Source organism: Amycolatopsis sp. NPDC004368 (genome assembly GCF_053602515.1).
Map to the genome: position 1 here is coordinate 16,917 of NZ_JBSGDT010000008.1, position 26,823 is coordinate 43,739.

At 70.6% G+C, this 26,823-nt stretch carries 30 protein-coding genes and 1 pseudogene; 10 read left to right on the forward strand and 21 right to left on the reverse strand.

The window, feature by feature from the left end; genetic code table 11:
- Positions 1-2: 2 nt before the first annotated feature.
- From ACWEOE_RS14095 to ACWEOE_RS14125, 7 genes are all read right to left on the reverse strand, one after another.
- On the reverse strand, positions 3-863 hold the full coding sequence (locus ACWEOE_RS14095) for an alpha/beta fold hydrolase (RefSeq protein WP_452008269.1): 861 nt from the start codon (positions 861-863) through the stop codon (positions 3-5).
- A 94-nt stretch (positions 864-957) separates the two neighbouring features.
- Positions 958-2,151, reverse strand: coding sequence for an ornithine--oxo-acid transaminase (gene rocD, locus ACWEOE_RS14100; protein WP_452008271.1), 1,194 nt, complete (start codon positions 2,149-2,151; stop codon positions 958-960).
- Between the two features lie 22 nt (positions 2,152-2,173).
- Positions 2,174-3,049, reverse strand: a complete 876-nt coding sequence (locus ACWEOE_RS14105; protein WP_452008274.1) for an amino acid ABC transporter permease — start codon at positions 3,047-3,049, stop codon at positions 2,174-2,176.
- Entirely contained in the window at positions 3,046-3,690 is a 645-nt protein-coding gene (locus ACWEOE_RS14110; RefSeq protein ID WP_220243445.1) for an amino acid ABC transporter permease, read from the reverse strand. Before ACWEOE_RS14110 ends, ACWEOE_RS14105 begins: the two co-directional genes overlap by 4 nt.
- Positions 3,691-3,715: 25 nt before the next feature.
- Entirely contained in the window at positions 3,716-4,660 is a 945-nt protein-coding gene (locus ACWEOE_RS14115) for a transporter substrate-binding domain-containing protein (protein WP_452008277.1), read from the reverse strand.
- A 44-nt stretch (positions 4,661-4,704) separates the two neighbouring features.
- Positions 4,705-5,448 (reverse strand): amino acid ABC transporter ATP-binding protein, encoded by a 744-nt coding sequence (locus tag ACWEOE_RS14120; protein ID WP_452008279.1) that lies wholly within the window; start codon positions 5,446-5,448, stop codon positions 4,705-4,707.
- Positions 5,448-6,572 carry a C45 family autoproteolytic acyltransferase/hydolase gene (locus ACWEOE_RS14125; protein ID WP_452008281.1) on the reverse strand — a complete coding sequence of 375 codons (1,125 nt, stop codon included), beginning with the start codon at positions 6,570-6,572 and terminating at the stop codon, positions 5,448-5,450. The genes ACWEOE_RS14120 and ACWEOE_RS14125 overlap by 1 nt, the downstream gene beginning before the upstream one ends.
- A gap of 178 nt (positions 6,573-6,750) precedes the next feature.
- On the opposite strand from ACWEOE_RS14125, the gene ACWEOE_RS14130 reads away from it, so the two are divergent.
- A complete protein-coding gene (locus ACWEOE_RS14130) occupies positions 6,751-7,584 on the forward strand; it encodes an alpha/beta hydrolase (protein WP_452008284.1) in 834 nt (277 codons plus the stop codon).
- A gap of 70 nt (positions 7,585-7,654) precedes the next feature.
- Positions 7,655-8,557: a MurR/RpiR family transcriptional regulator gene (locus ACWEOE_RS14135; protein WP_452008286.1), complete on the forward strand. Its 903-nt coding sequence runs from the start codon at positions 7,655-7,657 to the stop codon at positions 8,555-8,557.
- Positions 8,558-8,722: 165 nt separating this feature from the next.
- On the opposite strand, the gene ACWEOE_RS14140 is transcribed toward ACWEOE_RS14135, so the two are convergent.
- Genes ACWEOE_RS14140 through ACWEOE_RS14155 form a run of 4 tightly spaced genes read right to left on the reverse strand, consistent with a single transcriptional unit; the run spans position 8,723 to position 12,452 of the window.
- Positions 8,723-9,601, reverse strand: a complete 879-nt coding sequence (locus tag ACWEOE_RS14140; protein ID WP_452008289.1) for a GntR family transcriptional regulator — start codon at positions 9,599-9,601, stop codon at positions 8,723-8,725.
- Between the two features lie 9 nt (positions 9,602-9,610).
- Complete coding sequence (locus ACWEOE_RS14145) at positions 9,611-10,018, reverse strand: cupin domain-containing protein (protein ID WP_452008291.1); 408 nt, start codon at positions 10,016-10,018, stop codon at positions 9,611-9,613.
- Positions 10,015-11,376, reverse strand: coding sequence for an NAD-dependent succinate-semialdehyde dehydrogenase (locus tag ACWEOE_RS14150; protein ID WP_452008294.1), 1,362 nt, complete (start codon positions 11,374-11,376; stop codon positions 10,015-10,017). The genes ACWEOE_RS14145 and ACWEOE_RS14150 overlap by 4 nt, the downstream gene beginning before the upstream one ends.
- Positions 11,373-12,452, reverse strand: coding sequence for an isocitrate/isopropylmalate dehydrogenase family protein (locus ACWEOE_RS14155; RefSeq protein WP_452008296.1), 1,080 nt, complete (start codon positions 12,450-12,452; stop codon positions 11,373-11,375). Before ACWEOE_RS14155 ends, ACWEOE_RS14150 begins: the two co-directional genes overlap by 4 nt.
- Before the next feature lie 175 nt (positions 12,453-12,627).
- On the opposite strand from ACWEOE_RS14155, the gene ACWEOE_RS14160 reads away from it, so the two are divergent.
- A complete protein-coding gene (locus tag ACWEOE_RS14160) occupies positions 12,628-13,845 on the forward strand; it encodes a copper resistance D family protein (RefSeq protein ID WP_452008298.1) in 1,218 nt (405 codons plus the stop codon).
- A 25-nt stretch (positions 13,846-13,870) separates the two neighbouring features.
- Here the strand turns inward: ACWEOE_RS14160 and ACWEOE_RS14165 are convergent, their stop codons facing one another.
- The 7 genes from ACWEOE_RS14165 to ACWEOE_RS14195 all read right to left on the reverse strand — a co-directional run bounded on the left by ACWEOE_RS14165 (position 13,871) and on the right by ACWEOE_RS14195 (position 19,701).
- Positions 13,871-14,086, reverse strand: coding sequence for a hypothetical protein (locus ACWEOE_RS14165; RefSeq protein ID WP_452008300.1), 216 nt, complete (start codon positions 14,084-14,086; stop codon positions 13,871-13,873).
- Positions 14,073-14,489 carry an Imm1 family immunity protein gene (locus tag ACWEOE_RS14170; RefSeq protein ID WP_452008302.1) on the reverse strand — a complete coding sequence of 139 codons (417 nt, stop codon included), beginning with the start codon at positions 14,487-14,489 and terminating at the stop codon, positions 14,073-14,075. The genes ACWEOE_RS14165 and ACWEOE_RS14170 overlap by 14 nt, the downstream gene beginning before the upstream one ends.
- Complete coding sequence (locus ACWEOE_RS14175; protein WP_452008305.1) at positions 14,483-15,064, reverse strand: DddA-like double-stranded DNA deaminase toxin; 582 nt, start codon at positions 15,062-15,064, stop codon at positions 14,483-14,485. The genes ACWEOE_RS14170 and ACWEOE_RS14175 overlap by 7 nt, the downstream gene beginning before the upstream one ends.
- 150 nt (positions 15,065-15,214) lie before the next feature.
- Positions 15,215-15,850, reverse strand: a complete 636-nt coding sequence (locus ACWEOE_RS14180; RefSeq protein ID WP_452008308.1) for an ABC transporter ATP-binding protein — start codon at positions 15,848-15,850, stop codon at positions 15,215-15,217.
- On the reverse strand, positions 15,847-16,512 hold the full coding sequence (locus ACWEOE_RS14185; RefSeq protein WP_452008311.1) for an ABC transporter ATP-binding protein: 666 nt from the start codon (positions 16,510-16,512) through the stop codon (positions 15,847-15,849). Before ACWEOE_RS14185 ends, ACWEOE_RS14180 begins: the two co-directional genes overlap by 4 nt.
- Entirely contained in the window at positions 16,499-19,174 is a 2,676-nt protein-coding gene (locus ACWEOE_RS14190; RefSeq protein WP_452008313.1) for an ABC transporter permease, read from the reverse strand. Before ACWEOE_RS14190 ends, ACWEOE_RS14185 begins: the two co-directional genes overlap by 14 nt.
- A 110-nt stretch (positions 19,175-19,284) precedes the next feature.
- Positions 19,285-19,701 (reverse strand): Fur family transcriptional regulator, encoded by a 417-nt coding sequence (locus ACWEOE_RS14195; protein ID WP_452008316.1) that lies wholly within the window; start codon positions 19,699-19,701, stop codon positions 19,285-19,287.
- Between the two features lie 162 nt (positions 19,702-19,863).
- Here ACWEOE_RS14195 and ACWEOE_RS14200 point away from each other — a divergent pair, with 162 nt between their 5' ends.
- Positions 19,864-20,298 carry a Fur family transcriptional regulator gene (locus tag ACWEOE_RS14200; protein ID WP_452008319.1) on the forward strand — a complete coding sequence of 145 codons (435 nt, stop codon included), beginning with the start codon at positions 19,864-19,866 and terminating at the stop codon, positions 20,296-20,298.
- 81 nt (positions 20,299-20,379) lie between these two features.
- Here ACWEOE_RS14200 and ACWEOE_RS14205 read toward each other — a convergent pair whose 3' ends face one another.
- Both ACWEOE_RS14205 and ACWEOE_RS14210 read right to left on the reverse strand, forming a co-directional pair.
- On the reverse strand, positions 20,380-20,727 hold the full coding sequence (locus ACWEOE_RS14205; protein WP_452008322.1) for a hypothetical protein: 348 nt from the start codon (positions 20,725-20,727) through the stop codon (positions 20,380-20,382).
- Positions 20,728-20,933: 206 nt separating this feature from the next.
- Positions 20,934-21,860: a GlxA family transcriptional regulator gene (locus ACWEOE_RS14210; RefSeq protein ID WP_452008325.1), complete on the reverse strand. Its 927-nt coding sequence runs from the start codon at positions 21,858-21,860 to the stop codon at positions 20,934-20,936.
- A 118-nt stretch (positions 21,861-21,978) separates the two neighbouring features.
- Here ACWEOE_RS14210 and ACWEOE_RS14215 point away from each other — a divergent pair.
- From ACWEOE_RS14215 to ACWEOE_RS14235, 5 genes and pseudogenes are all read left to right on the forward strand, one after another.
- Positions 21,979-22,203: pseudogene (locus tag ACWEOE_RS14215) on the forward strand (nitrile hydratase subunit beta); the annotation flags it as partial.
- A 50-nt stretch (positions 22,204-22,253) separates the two neighbouring features.
- On the forward strand, positions 22,254-22,688 hold the full coding sequence (locus ACWEOE_RS14220) for an SH3-like domain-containing protein (RefSeq protein WP_452008817.1): 435 nt from the start codon (positions 22,254-22,256) through the stop codon (positions 22,686-22,688).
- On the forward strand, positions 22,685-23,305 hold the full coding sequence (gene nthA / locus ACWEOE_RS14225; protein ID WP_452008328.1) for a nitrile hydratase subunit alpha: 621 nt from the start codon (positions 22,685-22,687) through the stop codon (positions 23,303-23,305). The genes ACWEOE_RS14220 and nthA overlap by 4 nt, the downstream gene beginning before the upstream one ends.
- A gap of 1 nt (position 23,306) precedes the next feature.
- Positions 23,307-23,636 carry a nitrile hydratase accessory protein gene (locus tag ACWEOE_RS14230; RefSeq protein ID WP_452008330.1) on the forward strand — a complete coding sequence of 110 codons (330 nt, stop codon included), beginning with the start codon at positions 23,307-23,309 and terminating at the stop codon, positions 23,634-23,636.
- A 72-nt stretch (positions 23,637-23,708) separates the two neighbouring features.
- The gene (locus tag ACWEOE_RS14235) at positions 23,709-24,167 is read left to right on the forward strand and encodes a MarR family winged helix-turn-helix transcriptional regulator (protein ID WP_452008332.1); all 459 of its coding nucleotides are present in this window, start codon (positions 23,709-23,711) and stop codon (positions 24,165-24,167) included.
- A 3-nt stretch (positions 24,168-24,170) separates the two neighbouring features.
- On the opposite strand, the gene ACWEOE_RS14240 is transcribed toward ACWEOE_RS14235, so the two are convergent.
- Positions 24,171-25,778: a DUF885 domain-containing protein gene (locus ACWEOE_RS14240; RefSeq protein ID WP_452008334.1), complete on the reverse strand. Its 1,608-nt coding sequence runs from the start codon at positions 25,776-25,778 to the stop codon at positions 24,171-24,173.
- Between the two features lie 104 nt (positions 25,779-25,882).
- Here ACWEOE_RS14240 and ACWEOE_RS14245 point away from each other — a divergent pair, with 104 nt between their 5' ends.
- Positions 25,883-26,818 (forward strand): GlxA family transcriptional regulator, encoded by a 936-nt coding sequence (locus ACWEOE_RS14245; RefSeq protein ID WP_452008337.1) that lies wholly within the window; start codon positions 25,883-25,885, stop codon positions 26,816-26,818.
- Positions 26,819-26,823: the final 5 nt, after the last annotated feature.

Here is a 26,823-nt window from a genome sequence, read left to right on the forward strand (position 1 = left end):
GCCTAATCTGCCATGACCCGCGCGAACTCGACGATGTGCCCGGCCAGCACCTCGGGCTGGTCCTCGGGCACGAAGGTGTACGAGTCGGCGATCTCCACCACGCGTGCGTGGGGGAGCAGCTCCGCCAGGCGGTACGCGAAGCGCACGGGGAACAGCTTGTCTTCCGTCGCCCAGGCCAGCAGCACGGGCCGGTCGAACGTGCGCAGCTGCTCGGCCGCGGCCAGGGTCAACGCGGGGGAAACGGTCCGCAACAGCTTGCGCAGGTCCCGCCGGACGCCGGGGGATCGGTGCAGGCGCAGCAGGTACGACGAAGCCACCGCGGGGTCCAGCGGCTTCTTCACCACCCAGCCGAACAGCACCGGCAACGGCCACAGCGCCCGCACCCGCAGCAGCTGGCCCAACAACGCCATCGAGCCCGGCACGCGCGCAGCCACGGGCAGCGGCTTGAAGATCGGCGGGAAGAAGTACTCGAAGCTGTCCGACGGCGTCAACACCACCCGCCCGACGCGCGCCGGATGACGCGCGAGCAGGAGCTGTGTGATGGCGCCGCCGGTGTCGTTGGCCACCAGGGTCACGTCGTGCAGGTCGAGGACCTCGAGGAAGTCGCCCAGCAGGGTGGCCACGCCGGGCACGCTCAGGTCGGCGTCGGAGCGCATCGGTAGCTCGTGCGCGCCCAAGGGCAGATCCGGGGCCAGGCAACGGAAACCCGCGTCCGCCAGCAATGGCACCACCTTTCGCCACAAGAGGGCGTTGGTGAGCACGCCGTGCACGAAGACCACGGGCCGGCCCGTGCCGCGTTCGTGGTAACGCACCTCGCCCTGCGGCAGGCAAATGCGGTGGTCCGATCCGAGTGAGGTAGTCATATGAGCCACGATACATACATACAGTCTGTATGTAAACGAGGACAAAAGACTGGGCCCGCCGCACGAGGAGGTGCAGCGGGCCCAGGGGGATGGGTCAGGAAAGCTCGGCCGCCAGCTGGGCCACTCCCCAACGGAGGTCCTCTTCGGACACCACGAGCGGCGGCGCCAGCCGGATGGTGCTGCCATGGGCGTCCTTCGCCAGCACGCCACGGCGAAGCAGGCCTTCGCACACGTCCCGGCCCGTGCGGCCGCGCACGTCGATTCCCGCCCACAGACCACGCACGCGCACCGCTTCGACGGCGGACGAGGGCAACGAAGCAAGCAAACCAGCGAACACCTGGCCCAGCTCCGCGGCCCGCCGCTGCGGCTCACCGGTCTTCAGCTTCCGCACCACCGCCGTCGCCACCGCGCACGCGAGCGGGTTGCCGCCGAAGGTGCTGCCGTGCTCGCCGGGCCGGAACACGCCGAGCACCTCGCGGCGGGACACCACGGCCGACACCGGCAGGAGACCACCGCCCAACGCCTTGCCCAGCACGTACACGTCCGGCACCACGCCCTCGTGGTCGCACGCGAACGTGCGCCCGGTGCGCCCGAGCCCCGACTGGATCTCGTCGGCCACGAAGAGCACGTTGGACTCGGTGCACAGCGCCCGGACCTCGGCCAGGTACCCGTCGGGCGGCAGCACGACGCCGCCCTCACCCTGGATCGGTTCGATGAGCACGGCCACGGTGTCCTCGTCCACCGCGGCACGCAGCGCGGCCGCGTCGCCGAAGGGCACGCGCACGAAGCCCGGCGTGAACGGCCCGTGGTCGGCGGTGGCCTCGGGGTCGTCGGAGAACCCGACGATGGTCACCGTGCGCCCGTGGAAGTTGCCGCCCGCCACCACGATCTTCGCGCGCCCGGCCGGCACGCCCTTCACGCGGTAGCCCCACTTGCGCGCCGTTTTGATGGCCGTCTCCACGGCCTCGGCGCCGGTGTTCATCGGCAGCACCATCTCCATGCCGCACAGCTCGGCCAGCTCGGACGCGAACTCACCCAGCCGGTCGTGGTGGAACGCGCGGCTGGTCAGGGTCAGCCGGTCGAGCTGGGCGTGGGCGACGGCCAGCAGCTCGTCGTCGCCGTGGCCGAAGTTCAGGGCGCTGTAGCCGGCCAGCAGGTCGAGGTACCGCCGGCCTTCGACGTCGGTGACCCACGCGCCCTTGCCTTCCGTGAGCACCACGGGCAGCGGGTGGTAGTTGTGGGCCAGTGCGGCTTCGGCGCGTTCGATCTCTTCGCCGGTGATGGACATTTCGCTCCGCTTCAACAAGAAATCAGACGAGGGTCCCGGCCGGCTGCGAGGCCGCCGGTTCGGGTTCGGGCTCCGGGGCCGGCCGGTCCGGGCGGCGCTTGGGCTTCTTCGGCCGGTCGAGCAGCTCCGCGAGACGCGAGAGCCCGAAGTTGATGACGATGTAGATGACCGCGGTGAACGCGTAGGTCTGCAGGAAGTTGGCGTTGTACTCGCCGATCACCTGGCCGTCGCGCAGCAGCTCGGGGTAGCCGACGACGTAACCGAGGCTGGATTCCTTCAACGTGCGGATCACCTGGGTGACGAGCGCCGGGCGCAGCGACCGGAACACCTGGGGCAGCACGACCAGCACCATCGTCTGCCCGCGCCGCAGGCCGATCGCGGCCGCCGCGTCGAACTGGCCGCGGTCGAGCGAGTTCACACCCGCGCGAACGATTTCGGCGAACACGGCCCCGGCGTGCAGCACGATCGGGATGGTCAGGACCCAGAACGGCGGCAGGTTCGCCCCGAACATGGGCAGGCCGATGAGGAAGAAGTACACGAGCAGGATCAGCGGGATCGCGCGGAACAGCTCGATCAGGCCGGCGCACGGGATCGACAGCCACTTGTGCGTGGACAGCCGGCCGAGGCCGATCAGGGTGCCGAACACCAGCGAGATCGCGGCACCGGTCAGGCCGACCTCCAACGTGGTCAGCAGGCCTTGCAGCAGGTAACGGATGTTGGACCACTCGACGAGCGGTTCCCACAGGCGCGCGGTGAGCTGCTGCACGTGGGCGAGCTGGGCGATGGCACCGGCCACGATGCCGATCAGCGCGAGGACGGCCACGATGGTGGCGATCTTCAGCCGCTTCTGGCCGCGGGGACCGAGTTCGTCGAAAAGGGCAGGGGAGCGCGACTTCATCGTCGGATGCGAACCTTCCGTTCGACGACGCCGGTCAGCTGGCCGATCGTCAGGGTGATCAGGAGGTAGCCGATGACCGCGGCGATGAAAGTCGGGATCGGCTGGGCGAAGTCGAGGTTGAACTGGCGGGCCGAACCGGTGAGCTCCTGCACGCCGACGGCCGCGCCGAGTGCCGAACCGAGGCACACGTTGATCAGGATGTTGCCCAGCGGCTGCACCATCGACCGGAACGCCTGCGGCAGCACGACCTGCCGCAGGACGCCCGAGAAGGTGAGGCCGATGGCGCGGGCGGCCTCGATCTGGCCGAGTGGCACGCCGGCGATGCCGGAGCGGACCGTCTCGCAGATGTAGGCGCCGAAGTACAGGCCCAGCCCCAGCACGACCGACCCGAAGAGCGGGACGGTCGCGCCGAGGTAGGGCAGGCCGAAGACCACCATGACCATCACGAGCAGCATCGGCGAGTTGCGCAGGCAGTGCACGTAGAACCCGGCGGCCGCCCGCAGCGGCCCGATCGGGCTGACGCGGCAGACACCCAGCAGGGTGCCGATCACCAGCGCCAGCGGAAACGCGATCGCGGCCAGCTCGAGGGTCGTCAGCAGACCGGTCAGCAGCTCACCGAGGTGCGCGAAGAGCACGGACATGGGGTCTCCGATTTCGGGGTGCGGCTCAGACGCCGGGGACGGAGCCGAGCTTCGGCGGGGCGGGCGGCGCGGTCTTCAGCAGCTTGCCGACGGTGCCCTGCCAGAGCTTGGTCCAGGTGCCGTCGGTCTCGATCTTCTGCAGGAACTCGTCCACGACCTGCTTGAACACCGGGTCGTCCTTGGGCTCGCCGATGCCGAAGGGGTTGGAGCTGAAGGTCGCGTCGAGCAGTTTCACGTCCGAGCGCGTCTGGATCGCCCCGAGCAGCGACGCGTTGTTCAGCGTCACGGCCTCGGCGCGGCCCTGCTCCACGGCCGCGATGCACTGCGCGGTGGTGTCGAACAGCACCGGCTTCGCGGTGGGCACCTCGGTGACCAGAGCGGTCTTCGCCGCGCCGGACTCCGTCGCCACGTTCTTGCCCGCCAGGTCCTTGGCGGTCTTGATGGTGGTGTTGTCGGCCTTCACCACGATGCCGCTGGCGGCCATGTAGTACGGGCCGGAGAAGTTCACGAGCTTCGCGCGCTCGGGCGTCATCGTGTACGTCTGGATCGCGACGTCGATGGTGTGGTTGCCGAGCAGGCCCTCGCGGGTGTCGGAGCCACCGCTCTGCATCTTCGCCGAAGGCTTGCCCAGCAGGTACTTCGCGAGCAGGTCGGCCATGCCGGCGTCGAAGCCGGAGATCTTGCCGGTGGCCGGGTCGAGCTGCGAGAAGCCGAGCGTGTTGCGGCTGCCGGCCCACACGAGCTGGCCGCGCTGGCGGATCTTGTCCAGCACCGGGGAGCTGGGCAGGTTCTGGCCCACCGGGCCGGCCGCGACGGCGTCGTCCTGGCTGATCATCTTGGCGACATCGGCGGCCGCCGGCTTGGCGGCGGCACCACCCGGAGCCGTTGCCGGGGCACTGCCGCACGCGGCGAGCAGCGCACCCGTGACGACCACCGCGCCGACGGCGGCGGTGATTCTGGTCAGCTTCATTGCTTTCTCCTTGTCACGGTGGGGAATTTCAGTGCTGGAGGGGACTAGTGCTGGAGGACTTTGGACAGGAAGTCCCGCGCCCGGGCCGTGCCGGTGCGGTCGAAGAACTCTTCGGGGGTGCCTTGTTCGGCGATGCGGCCTTCGCTCATGAAGACCACGCGGTGGGCCGCGCGGCGCGCGAAGCCCATTTCATGCGTGACCACGACCATCGTGGTGCCCTCGGCCGCGAGTGAGGTCATCACGTCGAGCACCTCGCTCACCATCTCGGGGTCGAGCGCGCTGGTCGGTTCGTCGAACAGCACGATCTTGGGGTTCATCGCGAGCGCCCTGGCGATGGCGACGCGCTGCTGCTGGCCGCCCGAGAGCTCGGCGGGCAGCTTGTCGGCCTGGTCGGCCACCCCGACGCGGTCGAGCAGCCGCCGGGCGGTCGCTTCGGCTTCACGCCGGGAAATCCCGCGCACGCGGATCGGCCCGAGTGTCACGTTCTCGAGCACGCTGCGGTGCGCGAAGAGGTTGAACGACTGGAAGACCATGCCGACGTCGGCCCTCAGCCGCGCCAGCTCCTTGCCCTCGGCGGGCAGGGGTTTGCCGTCGAGGGTGATGGTGCCGGAGTTGATCTTCTCGAGCCGGTTGATGCAGCGGCACAGCGTCGACTTGCCCGACCCGGAGGGGCCGAGGATCACCACGACCTCACCCTGGTGGATGTCGAGGTCGACGTCGTGCAGCACCTGCACTTCGCCGTAGCTCTTGTTGACACCGCGCAGGCTGGCGAGCACGGGTCCGGTCATCATTGACCTCCGGGGCCGTCGTAGAGCTGCCAGGGCAGCAGTTCGTAGTCGTTCTCACAGGGGTTGCCGATCGCCACGCGGTACTCGCCGCTGGTCAGGTCGACCAGGCTCGAGGCGATCGTCTTGTAGCGCTTGAGCGGCGGCACGCGGTCGTCCACGTGGGCGCAGACGCCGTCGGGGTGTCCGGTGTGGTCGCTCATCGTCTGCGCGACGACCTTGCGCACCTCGGCCGAGCCGGACGCGGTGCGCGCGGCTTTGAGTCCACGCTCGATCACCTGCACGCGGTAGAGCGAGTCGACCGGCGAGAGGCGGTAGACGTCCTTGAGGGGACCGGGCAGACCGTACTGGTAGTGGTTGCCGTGCACCAGGATCCCGTCTTCCGGGGTGCCCCAGCCGTGCACGAGCGGTGTGGTCTCGAGGTCGACGGCGACGCCGCCGCGGTGGGTCACGAGCAGGTTGGTCGCGATGTGCTGGCGCACGTCGAACGGCACCTGCAGTGCGGCCTTGAGGTGGTCGTTGTCGAGGATCATGCGGCGCAGCACGGGTTGCGGGAGCCCGAGTGGTGTGCCGAAGCGGCCGCCGAGCCCGTTGGCGTTGAGCGCGATGCCGGCGGAATTGGCGCCGTGGCGGCCGATCTGGCCCGCTTCGACCTGCATGATGATCGTGGGCTTGGGCGGCTGCACGATCCGCACCAGCACCACCGAGTCCTGTGTGCCCTCGCGCCAGTCCCAGTTCTGTCCACAGTAGACGTGGCCGTCGCCGGTGGCTTCGGGCAGCAGGGCGAAGGAGGAGCAGCCGTCGGCAGGGGCTTCCGGGTTGAAACCGCTCTCGCTGTTGCGCACGATCTCGCCGCGGGCGTTGAGCGCCAGGATTTCGTCGGGGTGCACCCCGGCGCCGTCGGCGATCGCGTCCATCTCCTCGAGCAGGTGCGGCGCGACGGCGGTGATCGGTTCGCGCCAGCGCCGGGCCGAGGCCAACACGTCCGTCCACTCCAGACCCGAAGCGAGCCGGAACGCCTCGCGGTAGTAGGCGATCGACGTGCGGATCTCCGCCCTGGCGGCCTCTCCGTAGGCGAGCCCCCGTTCACGGGGGCCACCTTCGATCTGGACCAACCGGACTGCCATGAATACCTCTTTCCCGGTGCTGGCGATTCGTTGAGGGTTTGCGCTACATTCATCAGGAACTTGTAGTGGCAGCTACGGATAAGATAGACCGTGCTACGAAGTTGTCAACACCTGTCGTCGTTACTACATGGTTACGGCGGGCAGGACGGTCCCACGCCATGCCAAGGAGATCCGCTCCATGACGAGCCCCCAAGCGACGCCCGACTCCGCGCGAGTCCTCGACCCCACGGAGTTCTACTACGGCGGTCCGACGCCGTTTTTCGCGCTGCAGAGCGACCAGCGCTTCTCGTACTGCCTCTACGTGCCCAGCGCCCACCGCACTTCCGAGACGCCGCTGCCGCTGCTCGTCCTGATGCACGGCACCCAGCGCACCGCGGAGCGCTACCGCAACGAGTACCGCGAGTTCGCCGAGAAGAACGACACCGTGGTGCTGGCGCCGCTGTTCCCGGCCGGCATCGCGCAGCCCGGTGACCTGCACGGCTTCAAGCGCCTGAGCTTCGAGGGCATCCGCTACGACCTCGTGCTGCTCGACATGATCGCCGAGGTCGGTGCCCGCTTCCGCGTGGATGCCGAGCACTTCTACCTGCACGGCTTTTCCGGCGGCGGCCAGTTCGCGCACCGCTTCGCCTACCTGCACGCCGACCGCCTGGCCGCGCTGTCGATCGGCGCGCCGGGCCGCGTCACGCGGATCGACCCGGACGTGCCTTGGTGGCTCGGCACCGCCGACGTGCGCGAACTGTTCGGCACCGACGTGCAGCTGGAGACGCTGCGCAAGCTGCCGGTGCAGATGATCGTGGGCGGCGCGGACACCGACACCTGGGAGATCGCGGAGCCCGGCATCGACGCCGGCGGGGACACGCGGATCGAGCGGCTCACCACGTTGTACAAGAATTTCGAGAGCAACGGCATCGACGTGCGCTTCGACGTGGTGCCGGGGGTGGCTCACCGGGGGATGCTGATCCAGCCGGTGGTGCAGGAGTTCATCGCCGGCGAGCTGGGGCGCCGACCGTAGCGTGGCGTGTTCACGGGGCCGGCCGCACGGTGGCGGCCTTCCCGTGGGCACGGGGAATCGAGGGTGGGGAATGGACGACGACGGACAGTCGCTGCGCGCGCGGATCTCGCGGTGCCTGCCGAAGATGTCGCGGGCCGAACGGACGGTCGCGGAGTACCTGCGCGACCACGGCCGCTACGCGATCTTCGCGACGGCCGAGCAGATCGGCGTCGCGACGGGCACCAGCGACGCGACCGTGGTGCGCACCGCGAAATCACTGGGGTTCGCGGGGTTGATGGACCTTCGGCGCAGCCTCGCGCGCGAGGTCGCGCTGGAGACCAGCCCCTCGCACCGGCTGCTCACCGAGCTGCCCGACCGCGCGACCGCCGGCGACGCCGTGGTGGACAAGGTCTTCACCGACGCGACAGAGCGCCTGGCCGCCACCTGGCGGCTCGTGCAGTCCGAGGAGTTCCTGCACGCCGTGGACCTGCTCGACGGGGCGCGTGAGGTCCTCGCCTTCGGGCTGGGGCCTTCGGGGCTGCTCGCGCGGTACCTGTGCATGCGACTGGCGCGCATGGGCCGCCGCGCCCGCGCCACGGGCGCCACGGGCTTCCAGCTGGCCGACGACCTGCTCGCCCTGTGTTCCGAAGACGTCGTGGTGCTCTACATCCCCGGCCGCATCCTCGGGGAGATCGAGGTGCTGCTCGACCACGCCGTGGAGGTCGGGGCGCGCGTGGTGCTCGTGTCCAGCTCCCTGGGGCCGCTGTACGGGCCGCGGGTGGACGTGTCGCTCACGGCCCCGCAGAGCGCCAGCAACTTCACCGGGGAGATGCTGAGCGCCGAGGTCCTCACCGACGCGTTGGTGCTGCGCCTGGCCTCCCGCGACGAGAACCGCGCGACGAAGACTTCGGAGCTGCTGACTTCGCTGCGGTCGGATTTGATCAACGGTGATCTGCGGGCGCCGCGGTTGCCGCGTGGTGATGGGGTGGCTTAGGCGGGGGTTGTTGGTTTCTCGGCGCCAGTGTTGCTCGGGTGCCGGCGAGTGGTGCGTGGCCGGGTCGGGTGGGGGGCCGCGGGTGGGCGGCGCAGGCTGTCCCGGCAAGCGCGGCGGCCGGCGGTAGGCGGCGCGCTCCGCGGTTACCGCCGGGAAGACGGCGGCTTAGACCGGCCCCGTCGTTTTCTCCACGCCGACCGTGCTCAGATGCCGGCGCAAGTACTCCGCCGCCTCCGTGGTGTGGCCGGCGAGGAGGAGGTCGGCGATCTCCACGTGCTCGCGGCAGCGCACGGCCGCCCGGTCGCGCGGCAGGGTGCGGCGGTACTCGATCAGGCGGCGCAGGTTGTCCACCCGGCGCAGCGAGTCGATGAAAAACGTGTTGTGGCTGCACGCCACCACGGCCTCGTGGAAGGCACGGTTGCGCGCGAACAGTTCGGTGTTGGCCACGGAAAGCGCGGCACCCGAGGCGAGCTCCAGCTGTTGCGCGCGCACGGCTTCGATGGCCGCCCGGTCCACGGCGAAGCCGGGTTCCAGCACGGCCGCGGGCTCCAGCGCGAGCCGGAAGCGGTAGCTGTCCTCATAGGACTCCTGCGACGTCAGCATCGGCTGGAACTCCCAGCCGTAGCCGGGCAGGCGCTCGATCCAGCCCTCGGCGGAGATGCGCCGCAGGACGGCCGTGACCTGGGCCGGGGTGAGGGCGTAGCGGCGGGCGAGCTCGCTCTCGCTCACGCGGTCGGGCAGCTCGCCGTCGAGGCGGTCGGACGCGATGCGCAGGTACTGCTCTTCGTCCTCGGCTTCGGCCTCGACGGTGAGCTCCGTGACCGCGCGCGCCACGGTGTGGCCGCCGCCGGGCTCGGCGACGGCCACCACCCCTTCGTCCGCGAGCAGGCGCAGCGCAGCGCGCACGGGTGAGCGCGAAACTCGCAGGTGCGCGGCCAGCGTGCGTTCCACCAGCCGCGTGCCCGGCTCGGCCGCCGTCTCGCGGATGTAGCCCACGATGCGGGCCGCGACCTGCCGGGTGAGCGGGGTCGGGGTCTGTTCCACCGCTCCAGGCTAGCCCCGGTGCTCGGCATCCACCCGGGTGGTCGTGCCGGTGGCGACGATCGTGCGCGTGGCCTCCACCGAGGCGTAGGTCCACAGGATCCGCATCGGCTCGGTGGCCGAGGCGTTGCGGAACCGGTGCGGCACGCCCGCGTCCACGTACGTGGTGTCCCAAGTGGACAGGTGGTGCTCGGCACCGTCGATCTCCACGATCGCCTCGCCCTGCAGGATCACCACGCTCTCGGGGCAGTTGTGCGTGTGCAGCGGGATGCCCGCGCCGCCGTCGAAGAGCGTCTGGCCGTTGAGGAACACCTCGGCGCCCAAGGTCTTGCTCACCAGCGGGATCGTGCGCGCGCCGCCGCCGCGGTCGGCCGCCGTCAGCTCGGCCGGGCGCAGCACCACCGAAGCGAAGGGTTTCATCGCGTTCCTCCGAACACCACAGTCTTCACGTTCACGAACTCGCGGATCCCGTCCGCGCCCAGCTCCCGGCCGTAACCGGACTTCTTGATGCCGCCGAACGGCAGCCGCGGGTCGGAGGCGACCATGCTGTTCACGAACACCGCCCCGGCCTGCAGGTCCCGCGCGAACCGCTGCGCGCGCTCGGAAGACCGCGTCCACACGGCCGCGCCGAGGCCGAACTCGGTGTCGTTGGCCAGCGCCAGGGCCTCGTCATCCCCCGAGACACGCACGATGGCCGCGACGGGGCCGAACGTCTCCTCGTCGAACGCCGCCATGCCCGGCTTCACGTGGTCGAGCACCGTCGGCGCGTAGAAGTACCCCGGTCCGGCCACGGGCTCGCCGCCGGTCCGCAGCACGCCACCGGCGGCGACGGTGCGGCGCACCTGGTCGTCGAGCCCGGCCCGCAGGTCCTCGCGCGCGAGCGGCCCGACGGTGGTGCCGGCCTCGGCCGGATCGCCCACGGTCAGCCGCTCGACCGCCGCGGTGAACGCGGAAGCGAACTCGTCGGCCACGGCCTCGGCCACGATGAACCGCTTGGCGTTGACGCAGCTCTGGCCGTTGTTCAGGAACCGCGCGCGCACGGCCGTCTCGGCGGCGGCCGGCACATCGGCGTCGGCGAGGACCACGAACGGGTCGGATCCGCCGAGCTCCAGCACCTGCTTCTTCAACGCCGCCCCGGCCTGGCTCGCCACGAGCGCACCGACCCGGGTCGAACCCGTGAGCGTGACGGCGGCGATGCGGTCGTCGGCGATGAGCTTGGCGACCTCGCCGACGTCGACGAGCAGCGCGCGCACCAGCCCCGCGGGCGCGGAAGCCTTGCGGAACACGTCCTCGATGGCGAGCGCGCAGCCCGGCACGTTGGTGGCGTGCTTGAGGATCGCGCCGTTGCCCGCGGCCAGCGCCGGGGCGGCGAACCGGAAGAACTGCCAGAACGGGTAGTTCCACGGCATCACGGCCAGCACCACGCCCAGCGGTTCGGCCACCACGGACGCCTCCGCGAGCACCGGGCGTTCGGCCAGGTACTCCGCGGCGTGCTCGGCGTAGTGGTCGCAGTTGAGCGCGCACTTGTCGATCTCGGCCTCGGCCTCGGCGAGCGGCTTGCCCATCTCCGCGGTGATCAGCCGCGCGTATTCGGCGCGCCCGGCACGCAGCACCGAAGCCAGTTCGCGAAGCAGCTCCACGCGCTCGGCAAGCGGTTTCTCACGCCACCGTGCCTGCGCGGCAACGGCGGAATCCAGTGCGGCGTCGACTTCTTCGGCCGAGTGCAGGTCGTATGTGGACAGTGCCTTGCCCGTCGCCGGGTTCACGGACTCGATCATCGCGTGGCCACTCCCAGTTCGTCGATCGATGCGGCGACCGCGCCGGCGAACGCCTCGGTGCCGAGCGTGCCGCCGACGTCGGCCGTGCGGGTGGCCGGGTTGTCGAGCACCGAATCCACCGCGCGGGTCACGAGGTCCGCCCCCGCCACGAGCGCTTCGTTGTCGTCTCGGCGCCCGCGCCAGTCGAGCAGCATCGCGGCGGACAGGATGAGCGAAGCCGGGTTCGCCACGCCCCGGCCCGCGATGTCGGGCGCGGAACCGTGCTGCGCCTGGCCGACGCAGATGTCGTGCCCGGCGTTGATGGAGCCGCCGAGCCCGAGGCTGCCCGACAGCTCGGAAGCCTCGTCGGACAGAATGTCGCCGAACATGTTGGTGGTCACCAGCACGTCGAAGCGCTGCGGGTCGCGGATCAGCAGCGCCGAGGCGGCGTCCACGATCAGCTCTTCCAGCTGCACGTCGGGGAACTCCTGCGCGACCGCGCGCACCTCGCGCAGGAAGAGGCCGTCGGACAGCTTCAGCACGTTGGCCTTGTGCACCGCGGTCACCTTGCCGCGGCGCCCGCGCGCGAGCTCGAACGCGGCCCGAGCGACGCGAGCGGAGCCCCGCGCGGTCACCTTGCGCACGGACAGCGCGAGATCGGGATCGGGCATGAACTCGCCGGAGCCGGCGAACATGTTGCGGTCGGAGTAGAACCCCTCGGTGTTCTCGCGCACGATCACGAGGTCCATCGGCTTGCGCAGGATGCTCAGGCCCTCCCGCGAGCGGCACGGCCGCACGTTGGCGAACAGCTCGAACGTGGTCCGCAGCGCGGCCGAGGGGTTGATGCCGCCCTGTTCGCGCGGGGGGTACTCGTAGTGCGACACCGGGCCGAGGAGGGTGCCGTCGACCTCGGGCACGCGCTCGAGAACGGCCTCGGGCAGCGTCGTGCCATCGGTCGCGAGCGAGGCCAGGCCGATGTCGCGCACCTCGAAGCTCAGGCCGAGCCCGAGCCGCCGGTCCGCGGCCCCGAGCACGTCCAAGGTCGCCGCCGTGATCTCGGGGCCGATGCCGTCGCCGGGGAGGACAAGGACTTTCACGAACACTCCTTCCGCCTGCGGATGTTCCGACTCTGGTTTTTCACTCTATCAATATACCATCTATGTAGTGGATGCTTCAGTCTTCACATTCGTTGTAGGATCAGCTACCTTTCACCGCCGAAGAGCCTCCCCGCCTGTCCGGCTCAGGTCCCCCCGATCGAGGAGATGGCTGACAATGTCGTTGCTGCTCACCCAGGCCGTGTCCGCGGCCGAAGCGAATCCGACCCCCGAGGTATGGCGGGTCATCACGAAGATGGCGTACTTCGCCGGTCTGATCGGGTCGATCGGCGGCTGCATGCTGTACCTGATCGTGCTGCGCCCGGTGCTGCGCCGCCCGTCGGTCGACCCCGCCGACCGCGCTGTGCTGCAGCGCCGGGCCGGTGTCTACTACGGCATCGTCGGCACGTGGTTCCTGGTGGCGCTCTACTTCCAGATCGCGGGCAAGGGCGCCCGGGTGAAGGGCAAGGAGATCCCGTTCGGAGACGCGCTTTCGCCCGCCGCGATCGGCCGCTTCGTGTCGGTGCCGGGCAAGAAGGGCGACTGGATCTCCAGCGGCACCGAGGCGTTGATCCAGTACTCCCTGTGGGGTGTCGCCGCGATCCTGCTGATGCTGGCGTTCTCGCCCAAGCTGCGGGAGAAGCTCGGCCTGCTCACGCTGGCGTCGCTCATCGTGAACTTCATCGCCTACCAGGTCACGCTGCTGCCGACCAACTTCTCCAAGGCCACCGGCGACACCATCGGCAATTCGCTGCTCGACCACCTGCACGTCTTCTCCATCTCGACGTGGGTCGGCGGCATCGCGGGCCTGGTGATCCTGGCCTTCTCGCGCAAGAAGCTCAGCCGCGGCGCGGGCGACACGTTCGCGCAGATCTGGACGCGGTTCTCGACGCTGGCGATGGTCGCCGTCGGCTGCATCCTCGTGACCGGCCTGTACCTGGCCTATTCGCTGATCGGCAGCCCGTCGGAGCTGTTCACCACGAGCTTCGGGCGCTTCCTCGTCATCAAGGTCTCGCTGGTCCTCACGATGATCTGCATCGGTGCGGCCAACGAGTTCGTGATGATGCCGCGCATCGCCCGCGCTCGGGCGGCCGGCGCCGAGGGTTCGGTGTTCCGCCTGGCGTTGCGCGTGTTCCCGGTGCTGGTGACGGTGGAGGTCGTGCTCGCGATCGGGGTGCTGTTCGTGCTCTCGTTCCTCACCGGCTCGGCGCGCGCCGAGGCCGGTGACATCGCCGACCCGACGTTGAGCGGCAGCGTGATCGGCATCGGCGTGGTGCTGGCGATCCTGATCGCGGTTTCCTTTGTCACCACCGCGAAGGTGTCCGACCGGCTGTCGCGCTCGGCGGCGCGGGCCGACGAGGTCGAGCAGCGCGAGACGGTGGCCGCCGAGAGCTGAGCGGCACGCGGGCCCTGGCGTCGTGCTACGTCAGGGCTTTGCCGTTCCTGCGCATGAAGTCACGCAGCGCCGCGAACGCGGGCTTGGGTGAGTAGTCGTCGCGCAGGAGCCCGAAGCCGCTCGTCCACCCGGCGTCGCTGCGGCTGTCGCGCAGACCGAAGAACTCATACGCCGCAACGCCGACGTCGGAGTCCACGATGGCCTCGGCGAAAATATCCGGCAGGAGATCACTCGCTGTCACTCTCTACCACACCAGGCCGCTCCCTGGTTGTCAGAAACTCATGCAGGCCGCGGCGCACGATGGTCATCGGGACTTCCACGCCGGCGGGCACTTCGCTGTGGTTGCCCATGTAGGTGTAGGCGACCATCGCGTTCGGGTCGCCGTCGCCGACCGTCCAGCCACCTTCCGTTCGTGACGTGTATCCGATGAAGCCCTTCTCCTGACTGAGTCCGACCTCAAGGGCAGGCGAGCGCCGCACCCCGGAAAGTGCAACTTGGATCATCGGCGGGGCGACGTGGTCGGCGGTCTCGCTGATGATGCGGTCGAGAAGCTCGTCCAGTTCAGCCGCAGTGGTCACCCGGATGACGACGTTGCCGTCATCATCTTTTGGCGTCTGGTCGTACCAGATGTCGAGCGCTACCACTGCTCGCCTCCTTCAAACGTTGTCTTGTAGTCATCGGGACCGTACACGGTGACGCTGTACCCCTCCGGCAACAGCACGGGTAGCAAGGAATCGCAGCCCAACGGGCCGAGGCAAGGCCGATTGTTCAGCACGAGCTCGGCATGCCGCTGACCGTTCTGAATCATCGACGTTGCCACCTTTGCTTCGACGTGCGTCGTGATGACCGGTTTTCTGTTCGGCGGAAGCCCCGCAGCTTGAAGCCGCTTCCACGCTGCGTCCGCTTGGGCATCTTCGCCACTCACTGTCCGCTGTACATTGCCCTGAGCATCACGCCATTGACCGTGTGTCTTCTTGTTCTCCGGGTTGGGCTTTGGGACCGATAGCGGAAGCTCAGCCTGCTGCCTGGTTACCAATCCCTGAAGAGCTTCTCCGAGCAGCCCAAGAGCTTGTTCGGCCTCTTGCGCGTGCGCGTCCCGCAACGCTTGGGCGAGCGCTTGTTGCGCCTCTTGGAGCGATGATTCGGCCTGGTTCAAACTTGCGGGTGGAAGGACGGTAAGGATGCTGTTCACAGTTTGCCGAAGCTCGTCAACTGACACGTCACCCCCAAGTGAAGATCGTCCGCGGCAAGAGAAGCACCCTCTGGCTTGCGGGACCAGAGCCCACTACCTGCTCTCGCGGCTGAACCACGACGTCGAGTGGCTCGAGCGCACGGCCGCGCGCATCGGCGGGGGTGAGCTCGCCTGGCCTCAGTGAGTGGTCAGCTCGATCGTGCGGTCGGTGTGCGCGGCCAGCAGCGGATCGTGGCTGGCCACGAGCACGGCGGCACCCGCGTCGGCCGCGGTGCGCAAGCGCGCGAGCACGACCTCGGCGTGGGTGCGGTCCTGGTGTGACGTCGGTTCGTCGGCCAGGACGAGCGCCGGTGCGGTCGCCAGCGCACGCCCGACGGCGGCGCGCTGCTGCTCGCCGCGCGAGATCTCCGTGGGCAGGCGGTCGGCGAACTTGGCGAGGTCGAGCGTTTCCAGCAGCTTCGCCAGGTCGGCCCCGGTGTCGGTGGTGCGGGCGGCGAAGGCGAGGTTTTCGGTGACGGTCAGCTCGTCGAACAACCCGATCGACTGCGGCACGAAACCCAGGTGCTGCCAAGGCATCCGCGCCATCGCGACGGTGGGCAGCGGCGGGCCGGGCGTGACCGCGCCGGTGTCCGGGGTCTCCCAGCCGCCGGCGATCATCAGCAGGGTGCTCTTCCCGGAACCCGACGGGCCGGTCAGCGCGACGAGCTCACCCGCGTGCAGCTCGAAGCTGATCGGGCGCAGCACCTGCGTCCCGCGGTAGCTCTTCGACACGTCGGCGAGCGTCAGCGCGGGCGGCGTGGGCAGTGTGGTCATCGGATGCGTCCGTCCACGAGTTCCACCACGTCGTCGGCCACGGAGACCAGCTCCGGGTCGTGGGTCGCGACCACCACGGCGTGCCCGAGCGAGGCCAGCCGCCGCACGGCGCCGCCGACGAGGTGGGCCGAGGCGCGGTCGAGCTGCGCCGTCGGCTCGTCGGCGAGCAGCGCCGCCGGGTCGCCCGCGGCGGCGAAGGCGAGCGCGACGCGTTGCTGCTCGCCGCCGGAGAGGCCGCTGGGTTTGCTGGCGCCGCGGTGTCCGAGCCCGAGCGTCGCGAGCAGTTCACCCGACGGGCGGCCGGCGCCCCGCAACCGGGCGGCGAGCTCGAGGTGCTCGTCGACGGTCAGGTAACCGAGCAGGTTGTCCACGGGGTTCTGGAAGACGTAGCCCAGCCGCCGCCGGCGCAACCCGCGGCGCCCGCGCGCGGACAACGCGGTCGCGTCGACGCCGTCGATCTCCACCCGGCCCCGCTCGGGCCGTTCCAGGCAGGCGAGGATCCGCAGCAGCGTCGACTTCCCGGAGCCCGACGGCCCGACCAGCGCGGTCACCCGGCCCCGCGCCGCGGACACCGAAACCTCTTGCAGCGCCACGACTTCGTGTGTCGCGGTCTGGTAGGTCTGGTGCACGTCCTCGCAGCGCAGCGCCTCAGTTGGTGTCACGCAGGACCTCCGACGGTCGGGCGCGCGAAACCGCGCGCTGGGCGGCGAGCGTGGCGAGTACGGCGGCCAGCAGCGTCGCGGCGGCGAGGCTCGCGGTGAGTGACCACGGCGTGGAGATCAGCGTGCCCGGTGCGGCGGCCGGGTCGAGGTCGTAACCGGTGCTCGTCACGGCCACCGCGATCACCGCGAACCCGAGGCCCGCGGCGAAGCCCGTGGCCAGCAGGCCGCCGACCTCGTACAGCAGCGCCCGCCAGTGTGCCCGGGGCCCGATGTCCATGCGCCGCAGCAACAAGTACGCGCTGCGCCGTGCCCGCGCCCGCGAGTTCAAGTACAGCAACAGTCCCACGAGCACGATCGTGCCCGCCAGCACGGAAATCGCGGTGAGGAACTGGAAGGTGTAGGCGATCGCCGCGTAGACGCCGTTGCCGGTCACGTCGTGGGCCTCGCTCAGGGTGCCGACCGGCACGTGGCCGGCCGACAGCGCAGGCACGATCCGCGCCGGGTCGCCGCGCAGCCACAGCTCGTGGTGCAGGTTCTCGCCGGCGAGCTTCGCCAGCACGTCGCGGCGCACGAACATCAGCGGGAACCCGGCGCTCTTGCCGGGCAGCTGCGCGACGCTCGTGACCGAGAACCTGACCGTCTGCCCGTTGATCTCCACGTTCGTCGGGCCGTTCGTGCCGGGAATCCCGGCCAGAACACCGGAAGGTGCGCCGGGTGCGCCGAGCCCGGCGATCAGGTCGTCGAGTGTCGGGCCGGGCAACGCGTTGTCCCAGAAGGCGGTCTCGGTGAACGTCGCCGGGTCGACGCCGATCACGTTCACGGTGGTGTGGGCGATCGCGGCGGAGTCGTAGCGGTCGGTGAAGCTCGTCGTGAACCCGGGGGGCGGCTGCGCGGGCCCGGTCAGGTCGACGACGACGTCGGTGCCGACCACGAGCTGGCCCTCGGCGTGCAGCGTGCGGTCGACCGACTCGGTGACCGTCGTTGCATACACCGACAGCGCGATCGGGATGGCCGTCGCGGCGATGAGCACGGCCGCGGCCGCCGGCGCGGACGCGAGCCGCCGCCACGAAAGGAAGGCCACGGCCCGGGCGAGCGACACCGGCCGCACGCGCACCACCGTGAACCGCACGACCCGCGCGGCCAGCAGCGCCAGCCCGATGACCAGCAGCAGCGGCACCACGATCAGCCGCGGCGGGATCCGCGCGACGCTGCCCGCCGCGCCCGCGCCCGCTTCGGGATCGTCGCCGAGCACGAAGTAGCAGACGAGCGCCGCACCGAGCGGCAGCAGCTCCCACGGCCAGTTGCGGCGGCGGGTGGTGCGCGCGTCGAACAACGCGGTGATCCGGCGGCCGCTCGCCAGCGCGATCGTGCCCAGCGTGACCAGCAGCCCGGCGGCCGCGCCGAGCAGGGACGCCGTTACGGCGCCCGGGGTGACGAGCGGGCTCGGGCCCAGCTCCGCCACGAGGTACCGCGCGACGAACCAGCCCACGGCGCTGCCGAGCACCACGATCGTGCCGACCTCCAGCACCGCCTTCCCGACCAGCGCGGCCGGCCCTACGCCGCGGGAGGACAGCACTGCCAGCTCCGCGCGGCGCCGGTCCACCCAGAACGACCCGGCGGCGGCCGCGATCACGAGCCCGGCCAGCGCGCCCACCGCGCCCATCGGCACGACGGTGGTGGCCAGCTGCGCCGTGACCTGATCGGCGCGGGTCACCATGCCGCCCAGGGAAGACGTGTATTCGGTGCTGCGGCTGAACGCCTGTCCCAGCGGGTCGGCGGGGTTCTCGGTGCGGGCCCGCACGTGCTCCAGCCCGGCCACCACGGGCGGGGCGCTCGCGGTGGTCATCCCCGTGGTGTCGACGGAGCTCTCCACCAGGTTCTGCACGCCGGAAAACGGCGTGGCGATGCGGAAGAAGTCATCCGGTGTCACCAGCGCCACCGGGTACGTGCCGGTGTTGGCGAGCGGGCTGCCGCGGTAGATGCCGACGAGGCTGCACCAGTACTGCTGGTCGGGCAGCGAACGCAGGTCGCGGTAGATCCCGGCGACGCGCATCGTCGAGGTGCTGCCGCCGTCGGGTGAGCTGGCTTTGCCACTCGGCCGCAAGTCGTTGCGCGACCCGCCGCGGACCGTCACGAGGTCGCCGGCGTGCAGGTTCTTGAGTGCCGCGAACTGGTCCGGCAGCCAGACACCCGGACCGCTGCTGCGTTGGATCACCTCCACGTGGTCGAGGAAATCGGTGCGCGAGACCAGGTTGACGACGGTCTGCTCCGGGTGTACCGGGCTGCGCGTCGCGGTCTCCACGCCCGCGCCCGACACCAGCGTGGACACCGGCGGCGACGCTTTCGGCACCTGCGTGCTGGCCTGGCTCGCGAGCTTCGCGCGCGTGTCGTAGAGCGATCGGCCGACCTGCTCGCTCTCGCCGGGATCACTTCGCTGCATCGGCAGCCCGCCCTGCCACTGCGCGCCGACGGCCCACTCGCAAGCCAGCGAAGTCTGTTGCTGCAGCGTCGCGTTGCCCGCGGCCGAAAGGAACAGCGCGACGGCTGCGGCGGGCAGCGCCACGAGCACCGCGGCCGCCGCGACGGCGATCACCACCGCCGGGTTGCGCCACCCCGTCCACACGGCACGCGACCACGGCGTGGCCAACCCCCTCCTCGGCATGCCGAGGAGTTTCACACAAGCGCTCGTGCCTGGGCGGGCGCCGAGATCGATTCGAGACGGCACGCTGGCCGACCGCACCCGAGCGACGACGGGGTGTGGCGGAATCCCGCTCAGCGGGCCGGTTCGGGGTGCGCGTGCCCGTCGGGGGCGCAGCGCGAGCAGACGCCGGTGCGGATCGGGGAGTCCTCACCCGTGCCGAGGATGTCGAGCCGGCCGCAGTTCGAGCACAGCAGGTGACCGTGGGCGGGCCCGGTCAGCTCGTAGCGCTGCGCGACGCCGACGGTGTCGAAGCGCCGGACGAGCCCGGCGGAAACGCCGGTGGCGAGCACGTCGTGCACCGCCCGCGTGGACGCGAACCGGAGGCGGTGGCGCACGTGGGGGAGCAGCTCGGCAACCGTGGTGTGCGGCTGCTCGGCGAGGGTTTCGAGCACGACCTGGCGGGCGGTGGTCACGCGCAGGCCGGCCCGGCGCAGGCGGGCGCCGGCGTCGAGGTGGCCGTGTTGGGGAACCGCGGGAGTCGTGGGCACACGACCTTTGTAGTCCCCAGAGTTGATGGAGTCAATTGTCTGAGGCAGTCAAGTGTGGCCCTGGCCGGGATGTCGCCCCAGGTGGAGTGCTGTTCAGGATGGTCGGCTGTGAGCTACTGCACGCCAGAGTTGATGCAGTCCATTCTGGGGTACGCTGCCGGAATGGACGGATTCGGGGTGCGGTTGCGCGACAAGGGCCTGCGCAACACGCCGCAGCGGCGCGCGGTGCTGGCCGCCGTCGAGCGGCACCCGCACTCCACGGCAGCCGAGCTCGCCGTGGCTCTCGAAGCCGACGGCGCCGCCGGCGGGCTTTCCCGCCAGGGCCTGTACAACGTCCTCGAAGACCTCATCGCCGCCGACCTCCTGCGTTCGCTGGAGCCCGCGGGCTCACCCGCGCGCTTCGAACCGCAGCGGCACGACAACCACCACCACCTCGTGTGCCGCGGCTGCGGCGCGATCCAGGACGTGCCGTGCGCCGTCGGCGCCCCGCCGTGCCTGCACCCGGTCACCGCGCCCGGCTTCCGCGTCGACGAGGCCGAGGTGACGTGGTGGGGCATGTGCGACGCGTGCGCTGCGCATTCGCCCGTACGGGACTGAAGGCCGCCGGGCCGGACGCCGCAATTCGGCGCCGGCCCGGTGGTGGTTTTCAGGTAACCCGGGTTCCTGGGATTCCGGCGGTCACCAGTTGATCGGCTGCTCGTTGCCGGCGTAAATGTCGCAGCTCTGGAAGTCCGGGTCGGCCTGGGCGCGGTTCTTGAGGTCGTTCGCCGTGTTCCGGAGCGAATCGGCGGTGGCGTTGTCGCCGTTCTGCTGAGCCGTCGTGGCTTCATTCATCAACCGGAGGTACTGTTCGTGCTCGTCGTTATAGCGTTGAAGGGCTGCGGAGCAGTCGACGACCTGACTCGGTGCCGCACTGGTCGCTGGGCTCGCCTGGGCCACTCCGCCGAAGGCCAGGCTGCCGCCGATGGCGGCGGCCGCGATGCTCAACGTGACTGCCCTGGAGAACATTTTCTTCGACATAACCATGCTTTCGTCCGTGTGAGGAGCTCGCTGTCCCGGTTTTCGGGACAGCGGATGAGGGCACCGGAAACTCCCTGCACTTCCGGTTACTTTCTCACCATTCAATGCTGCATCATGTTGATCAACCTTTCCACGCGTCGGAAGATCAACTTTCATCGCGATCGGTTCAGCGCTGTGGCCGACGCCACGAAGATCAACAGCCGGGCCGGCCGCTAGTCCTCCGGGTGCGCCCGCAGGTGCCGGCGCAACGTCTCGTCGCTGCCCAGGCCACTGCGCCGGGCCGCGGCTGCCACGGTCTCGCCGCTCAGCACCAGTGCGACGGCCGCTTCCCGGCGCACCGCGGCGACGTAGGTGGCCGGTGTCTGGCCCGTGCCTTCCTTGAACAGCCGCGAGAGGTGGCGGGTGCTGAGGCCGGCCCGCTGGGCCATGCTCGTGAGGCAGTGGTTGCCGGCCGGATCGGCGGCCACCTCGTCGCACAGGGTGCGGACGAGGTCGCGGCGGGGCCGGGGGGTGCGGGCCGGCACGGAAAGCTGGGGCTGGGCGCCGCGGCGGCGCATGAACACCACCAGCTCGCGCGCGATCTCGTGGGCCAGCACGTCGCCGGCGTCCTCCTCGACCAGCGCGAGCGCGAGGTCGATGCCGGAGCTGACGCCGGCGGAGGTGAGCACGCGGCCGTCGCGCACGTAGATGGCCTCGGCGTCGACCTCGACGGCCGGATACCGGTCCTGCAGCGTGTCGGCGTGGCGCCAGTGGGTGGTGGCGCGGCGGCCGTCGAGCATCCCCGCGGCGCCGAGCGCGAAGGCGCCCGCGCACACCGACGTGACGCGCCGCGCGCCGCGGGACAGGTGGCGGATCGCGGTGAGCAGCTCGTCGTCGGCGCCGGGTTTCACCAGGCACTCGCCACCGGGCACCACGAGCGTGTCGACGGCGGACACGTCGGCCGCCGCGCGGTCGACGCCCAGGCGCAGACCACTCGACGTGGTGATGTCGCGGCCGTCGGGGGAACACACGGTCACCACGTACCCGGTGCCCAGCTCGGCGGCGACGTCGAAGACTTCCAGCGGGCCGGTGACGTCGAGCAGCCGGACGCCGTCGAACACGAGCACGGCGACCGGGACACGCGGTGTCGACAGGCCCACCCTGGGAATCTACGACGGCCCCCGGTCATGGGAAAGGGCCGGATGTGTGGGCTGCGTGTCCGCTGTCGTTCGGTTACGCGGTGTTAGCTTCGTGGTCGACGCGAAGGCGGTGTCCGGGATGAAGCTGCAGCACGGTCTCGGTGGTCTCGAGGGCCTCGAAGGGTTCCCGTTGGACTACGAGAAGCGGGTTTTCGTCGAAGACTGGGAGAAGCGCATCTTCGGCATCCACGCGGCGATGATGGGGTTGAGCGCCTCACTGCGCGAATCCGTCGCCGGCTACGACCTCGACGCGGTGCCCACCACGTTCCGCACCACGTGGACGTGGGCGCACCTGCGTTCGGGCGCCGAGGCGATGCACCCGTTCGAGTACTTCAAGTTCCGCTACTACGAGAAGTGGCTGGGGAGGAGCTCGACGCCGCCACGCAGCGTTTCCGCGAGCAGCCGCAGGCCGAGCTGCCGCAAGCGCAGGCCGACGAGGTCGACGACCAGGTGCTCGACTACCTGCGTCGCGGTGACACCCCGAGGCGCGGCCCGGCGACCCCGGCGTTCGCGGTGGGCGACGAGGTCGTGGTGAAGAACCCGCCGGCCACCGACCACACCCGGCTGCCCGGCTACCTGCGAGGGCACCGCGGCCGCGTGGAGCGGGTGTTCGAGGGCAACTACTCGTACTTCGTGTCGACCGGCGGAGACGGGCTCGGGGAGCCGATGGCGGTGTACATCGTGCGGTTCGAGCCCGGCGAGCTGTGGGGCGAGGAAACCGAACGCGCGGCCGGCCCGCTGTACGCGGAGCTGTACGAGACCTACCTGACCAGGGATGGCAACCGATGAGCGAACTGTTCTCCTACCCCGCGGACCGCGAGGAGGCGAGCGCCGCGCAGGTGAAGGCGCTCGAAGCGCTGCTGATCGAGAAGGGCGTGATCACCGGGTCCACTGTGGACAAGGTGCTCGGCTACTTCGAGTCGGAGATGACACCGCTCAACGGCAAGAAGATCGTGGCGCGCGCGTGGGTCGACCCGCAGTTCGCGCGGCTGCTGGCCACGGACACCCCGCGGGCGATCGCGCAGCTCGACCTGCCCGAGGGCATGGCCGGCGCCGAGGGCGAGCACATCGCGGCCGTGATCAACGAGCCCGGCGTGCACAACCTGGTGATCTGCTCGCTGTGCTCGTGCTTCCCGTGGCCGGTGCTGGGCCTGCCGCCCTACTGGTACAAGGACCCGGTGTTCCGCGCTCGCGCGGCGCGCGAGCCGCGAGTTGTGCTGGGCGAGCTGGGGGTGGAGCTCGACGACGACACCGAGGTGCGCGTGTGGGACTCGAGCGGGCATTCGCGGTGGTTCGTCGTGCCCGCGCGGCCCGCGGGCACCGAGGGCTGGAGCGAGGAACAGCTCGCGGAACTCGTGACGACCGAGTCGATGATCGGCGTCGCCCTCGCGAGTCAGGCGGTGTGAAGTGATCGACATCGGCACGCTGGACTACGACGAGTCCGGCCACGTCAAGTTCCACTCGTCCTGCTCCACCGACCTCGGCCAGCCCGTGTTCGACGCCGAGTGGCAGCGCCGCGCGTTCGGCCTCGCGGTGGCCCTGTCGGAGTTCGGCCACTACGCGTGGGAGGACTTCCAGCGCGAGCTCGTCGCGGCCATCGGCTCCTGGCAGTCGGCACCCGAGGACACGAAGGGCCGCTGGGAGTACTACCGGCACTGGGTCACCGCGCTCGACACCGTCGTGCGCCGCCACGGTTTGCTCGAAGACGGCTACGTCAACCCCGAGGACCGTGACTGACCGTTCGCCTAGACTCCCTCTTCACCGGTCAGCGGGACCCCGCCGCCGGACGACGCGGAGGAGGCGGCAGGGTTGGTCAGCCGGGCCGAGAAGAACGAATCGCACCCCGACCTGGGCGTCCTCGCGGGCCGGCTGCTGTTCGCCGTGCAGCGCGAACTCTTCACCTCGCTCGCCGCCCAGGGCTTCTCCGACCTCCACCCCCGCCACGGCGCCGTGATGGCCTACCTCGACCCCGAGGGCGTGCGCGCCACCGAGCTCTCCCGCCTTTCGGGCCAGCACAAACAGGTCATCGGCACCATGATCGACGAACTGGAGTCCCTCGGCTACGTCCAGCGCCGCCCCGACCCCGTCGACCGCCGCGCCAAGCTCATCTGCCCCACCGAACGCGGCCTCGCCGAGATGCGCGCCGCCGACCGCATCATGGCGGCCATGCAGGAACGCCACGCCCGGAGGTTGGGGCGTGAGGTGTACACGCAGTTCAAGACGATTCTGCTGGATGTGGTGGAGCACCAGCGCAAACGCGGTGGTTGAGGGCTAACCGCGCAACGCGTCCTGCAACGCGGCCAACCCCACCGGACCCACCCCCAACGCATCGTGATGCCACTGCCGCAACGAGAACTCCGGGCGGGAAGCCGCTTCGGCGCGCGCGGCCAGCCACGAGCGTTCCCCCAGCTTGTACGCGATCGCCTGCCCCGGCCAGCCGAAGTAGCGGACGACTTCCGCGTGGACGCGGTGTTCCGCCGCGAGGCCGCGTTCGTGGAGGACGCGGCAGGCGGTGTCGAAGTCCCAGCGGGAGCCGTCGGGCAGCGGGAGGTCCAAGTGGGCACCGATGTCGATCACCACGCGGGCGGCGCGCATGGCGGAACCCGCGAGCATACCCAGGCGGGTGCCGGGCTCGGTGTACCAGCCGAGTTCGTCCGCGAGGCGTTCGGCGTAGAGGGCCCAGCCCTCGGCGTGGCCGCTGACCGAGTGCACGCGCGCGAAGCGGCTGACGCGGTCGGCGGCGAGCTTCGCGGTGCCGATCTGCAGGTGGTGGCCCGGCACACCCTCGTGGAACACGGTGGTCAGCTCGGACCAGACGGCGAAGCGCGAGCGCCCGCCCAGCGGCCACCACGTGCGGCCCGGGCGGGAACCGTCTTCGCTGGGGCCGGTGTAGTAGGGCGCGCCGGACGCCGAGCCGTGGGCGAGGGTCACGTCGATCGCGCGCAGGGGCTCCGGGATGTCGAAGTGCGCGGTGGCGTCGGCCATCGCGCGGTCGTGGGCGGCGCGCAGCCAGTCCACATAGGCCGGTTCACCGTCCACGAAGTACTGTTCGTCGAGCAGAGCCATGGCCTCGGCCACGGAAGCGCCCGCACGCACCTGGGCCGCCTCCGCCGCGAGCTCCTGCTCGATGCGCGCCAGCTCCGCCCAGCCCCACTCGTACGCCTCGGCGAGGTCGATGTCCGCACCCAGGCTCAGCCGCGCGCCGGCCGCGTACCGTTGCGCGCCGACGCCCTCGACGGAGGTCGCACGCGGGGCGTAGTCCTCGCGCAGGAAACGGGCCAGTTCGGCGTAACCGCGGTGGGCGGCGTCGGCGGCCGAGCGCAGGTCGGCCGCCAGCGGGCCGTCGCCGTAGGCCGCCACGAGCGACTCGTGCACGCCGGCGAACCGGTCGGCCTGCGAAGCGGCTTCCAGGGCCTGCCGGCGCGCCGCGACGAGACCGCGGTCGAGACCCGCGCGCAGTGACGTCTGCCAGGCCGCCAGCATCGTCTCGACCCCGGCCAGGCGCACGCCGATCACGTGCCAGTCGTCGTCGCCGGTGCGCGGGAGCATGTCCACGGTGTCGCGCAACGAAGTCAGCACGCCGAACTGCGCCTTGACCGTGCGCAGCGGCTCGCCGAGGTCGTGCCACGCGAGCTGCGCCTCGAGCCGTTCCTTCAGGTGCGCGCCGGCGATGCGGTCCTCGGCCGACTCGGGAGCGAGCGTGGCCAGGGTCGCGAGCGTCCGGCGCGCGAGGTCGGCGCGCGCCTCGAAACCGTCGGGGGAGAAGTCGGTGAGCGTGGCGGGATCGGGGGTGGTGATCCCGCGCATCGTCGCCGCCACGGGGTCGAGGGCGGCTTCCGCGGTCACGTGCTCGTCGGAGAGCTGGAAGATCGGCGTCACGCCGTTCACGCTATACCCGCTGAGCGAAGCCGGTGTGAACTCCGGGAAGTCACACTGCAGGGCGAGCTGTTGGCGAGAACACCGGTGACCACTAGAATCCCGCCATGCACTCCGTGGTGATCCTCGCCCTGGACAAGGTCGTGCCCTTCGACCTGGCCACGCCCATCGAGGTGTTCACGCGCACGCGCCTGGCCGACGGCCGCGCCGCCTACCGCGTGCGCGTCTGCGGGCCAGCGCCGGTGATCGAGGCCGGCGCGTTCACGATCCAGCCGCACCACGGCCTCGAAGCGCTCGCCGAAGCGGACACGATCATCGTGCCCGGGCGCGACGAGCTCGAAGACGTGCCGGCCGACGTGATCGCCGCCCTGCGCACGGCCGCCGCGAAGGGCACGCGCATCGCCTCGATCTGTTCCGGCGCGTTCGTCCTCGCCGCCACCGGCCTGCTCGACGGCCGACGCGCCACCACGCACTGGGCCGCCGCGCCGGAGCTCGCCGCGCGGCACCCGGAGATCGAGGTCGACGCCGACGTCCTCTACGTCGACAACGGCACCATCCTCACCTCGGCGGGCGCCGCCGCCGGGCTCGACCTCTGCCTGCACCTGATCCGCCGCGACCACGGCTCCGCGGTGGCCGCCGACGCCGCGCGCCTTTCGGTGATGCCGCTCGAACGCGAGGGCGGCCAGGCGCAGTTCATCGTCCACGACCAGCCGCCCACGCCCCGCGGCTCCTTGCTGGAGCCGGTGCTGCGCTGGCTCGACGAGAACTGCGCGAAAGACCTCACGCTCGACGACATCGCCGCCCACGCCGGCATGAGCGGCCGCACGCTCAACCGCCGCTTCCGCGAGCAGACCGGCACCAGCCCGTTGCAGTGGCTGCTGCGCGCCCGCATCCGCCGGGCGCAGCACCTGCTGGAAGCCACCGACCACGGCGTCGACCGCATCGCGGGCGAGGTCGGGTTCGGCTCGCCGACCTCGTTTCGCGACCGCTTCAAGCGCGTGGTCGGCACGAGCCCGCAGGCCTATCGCGGCAATTTCCGGTGAAGGGC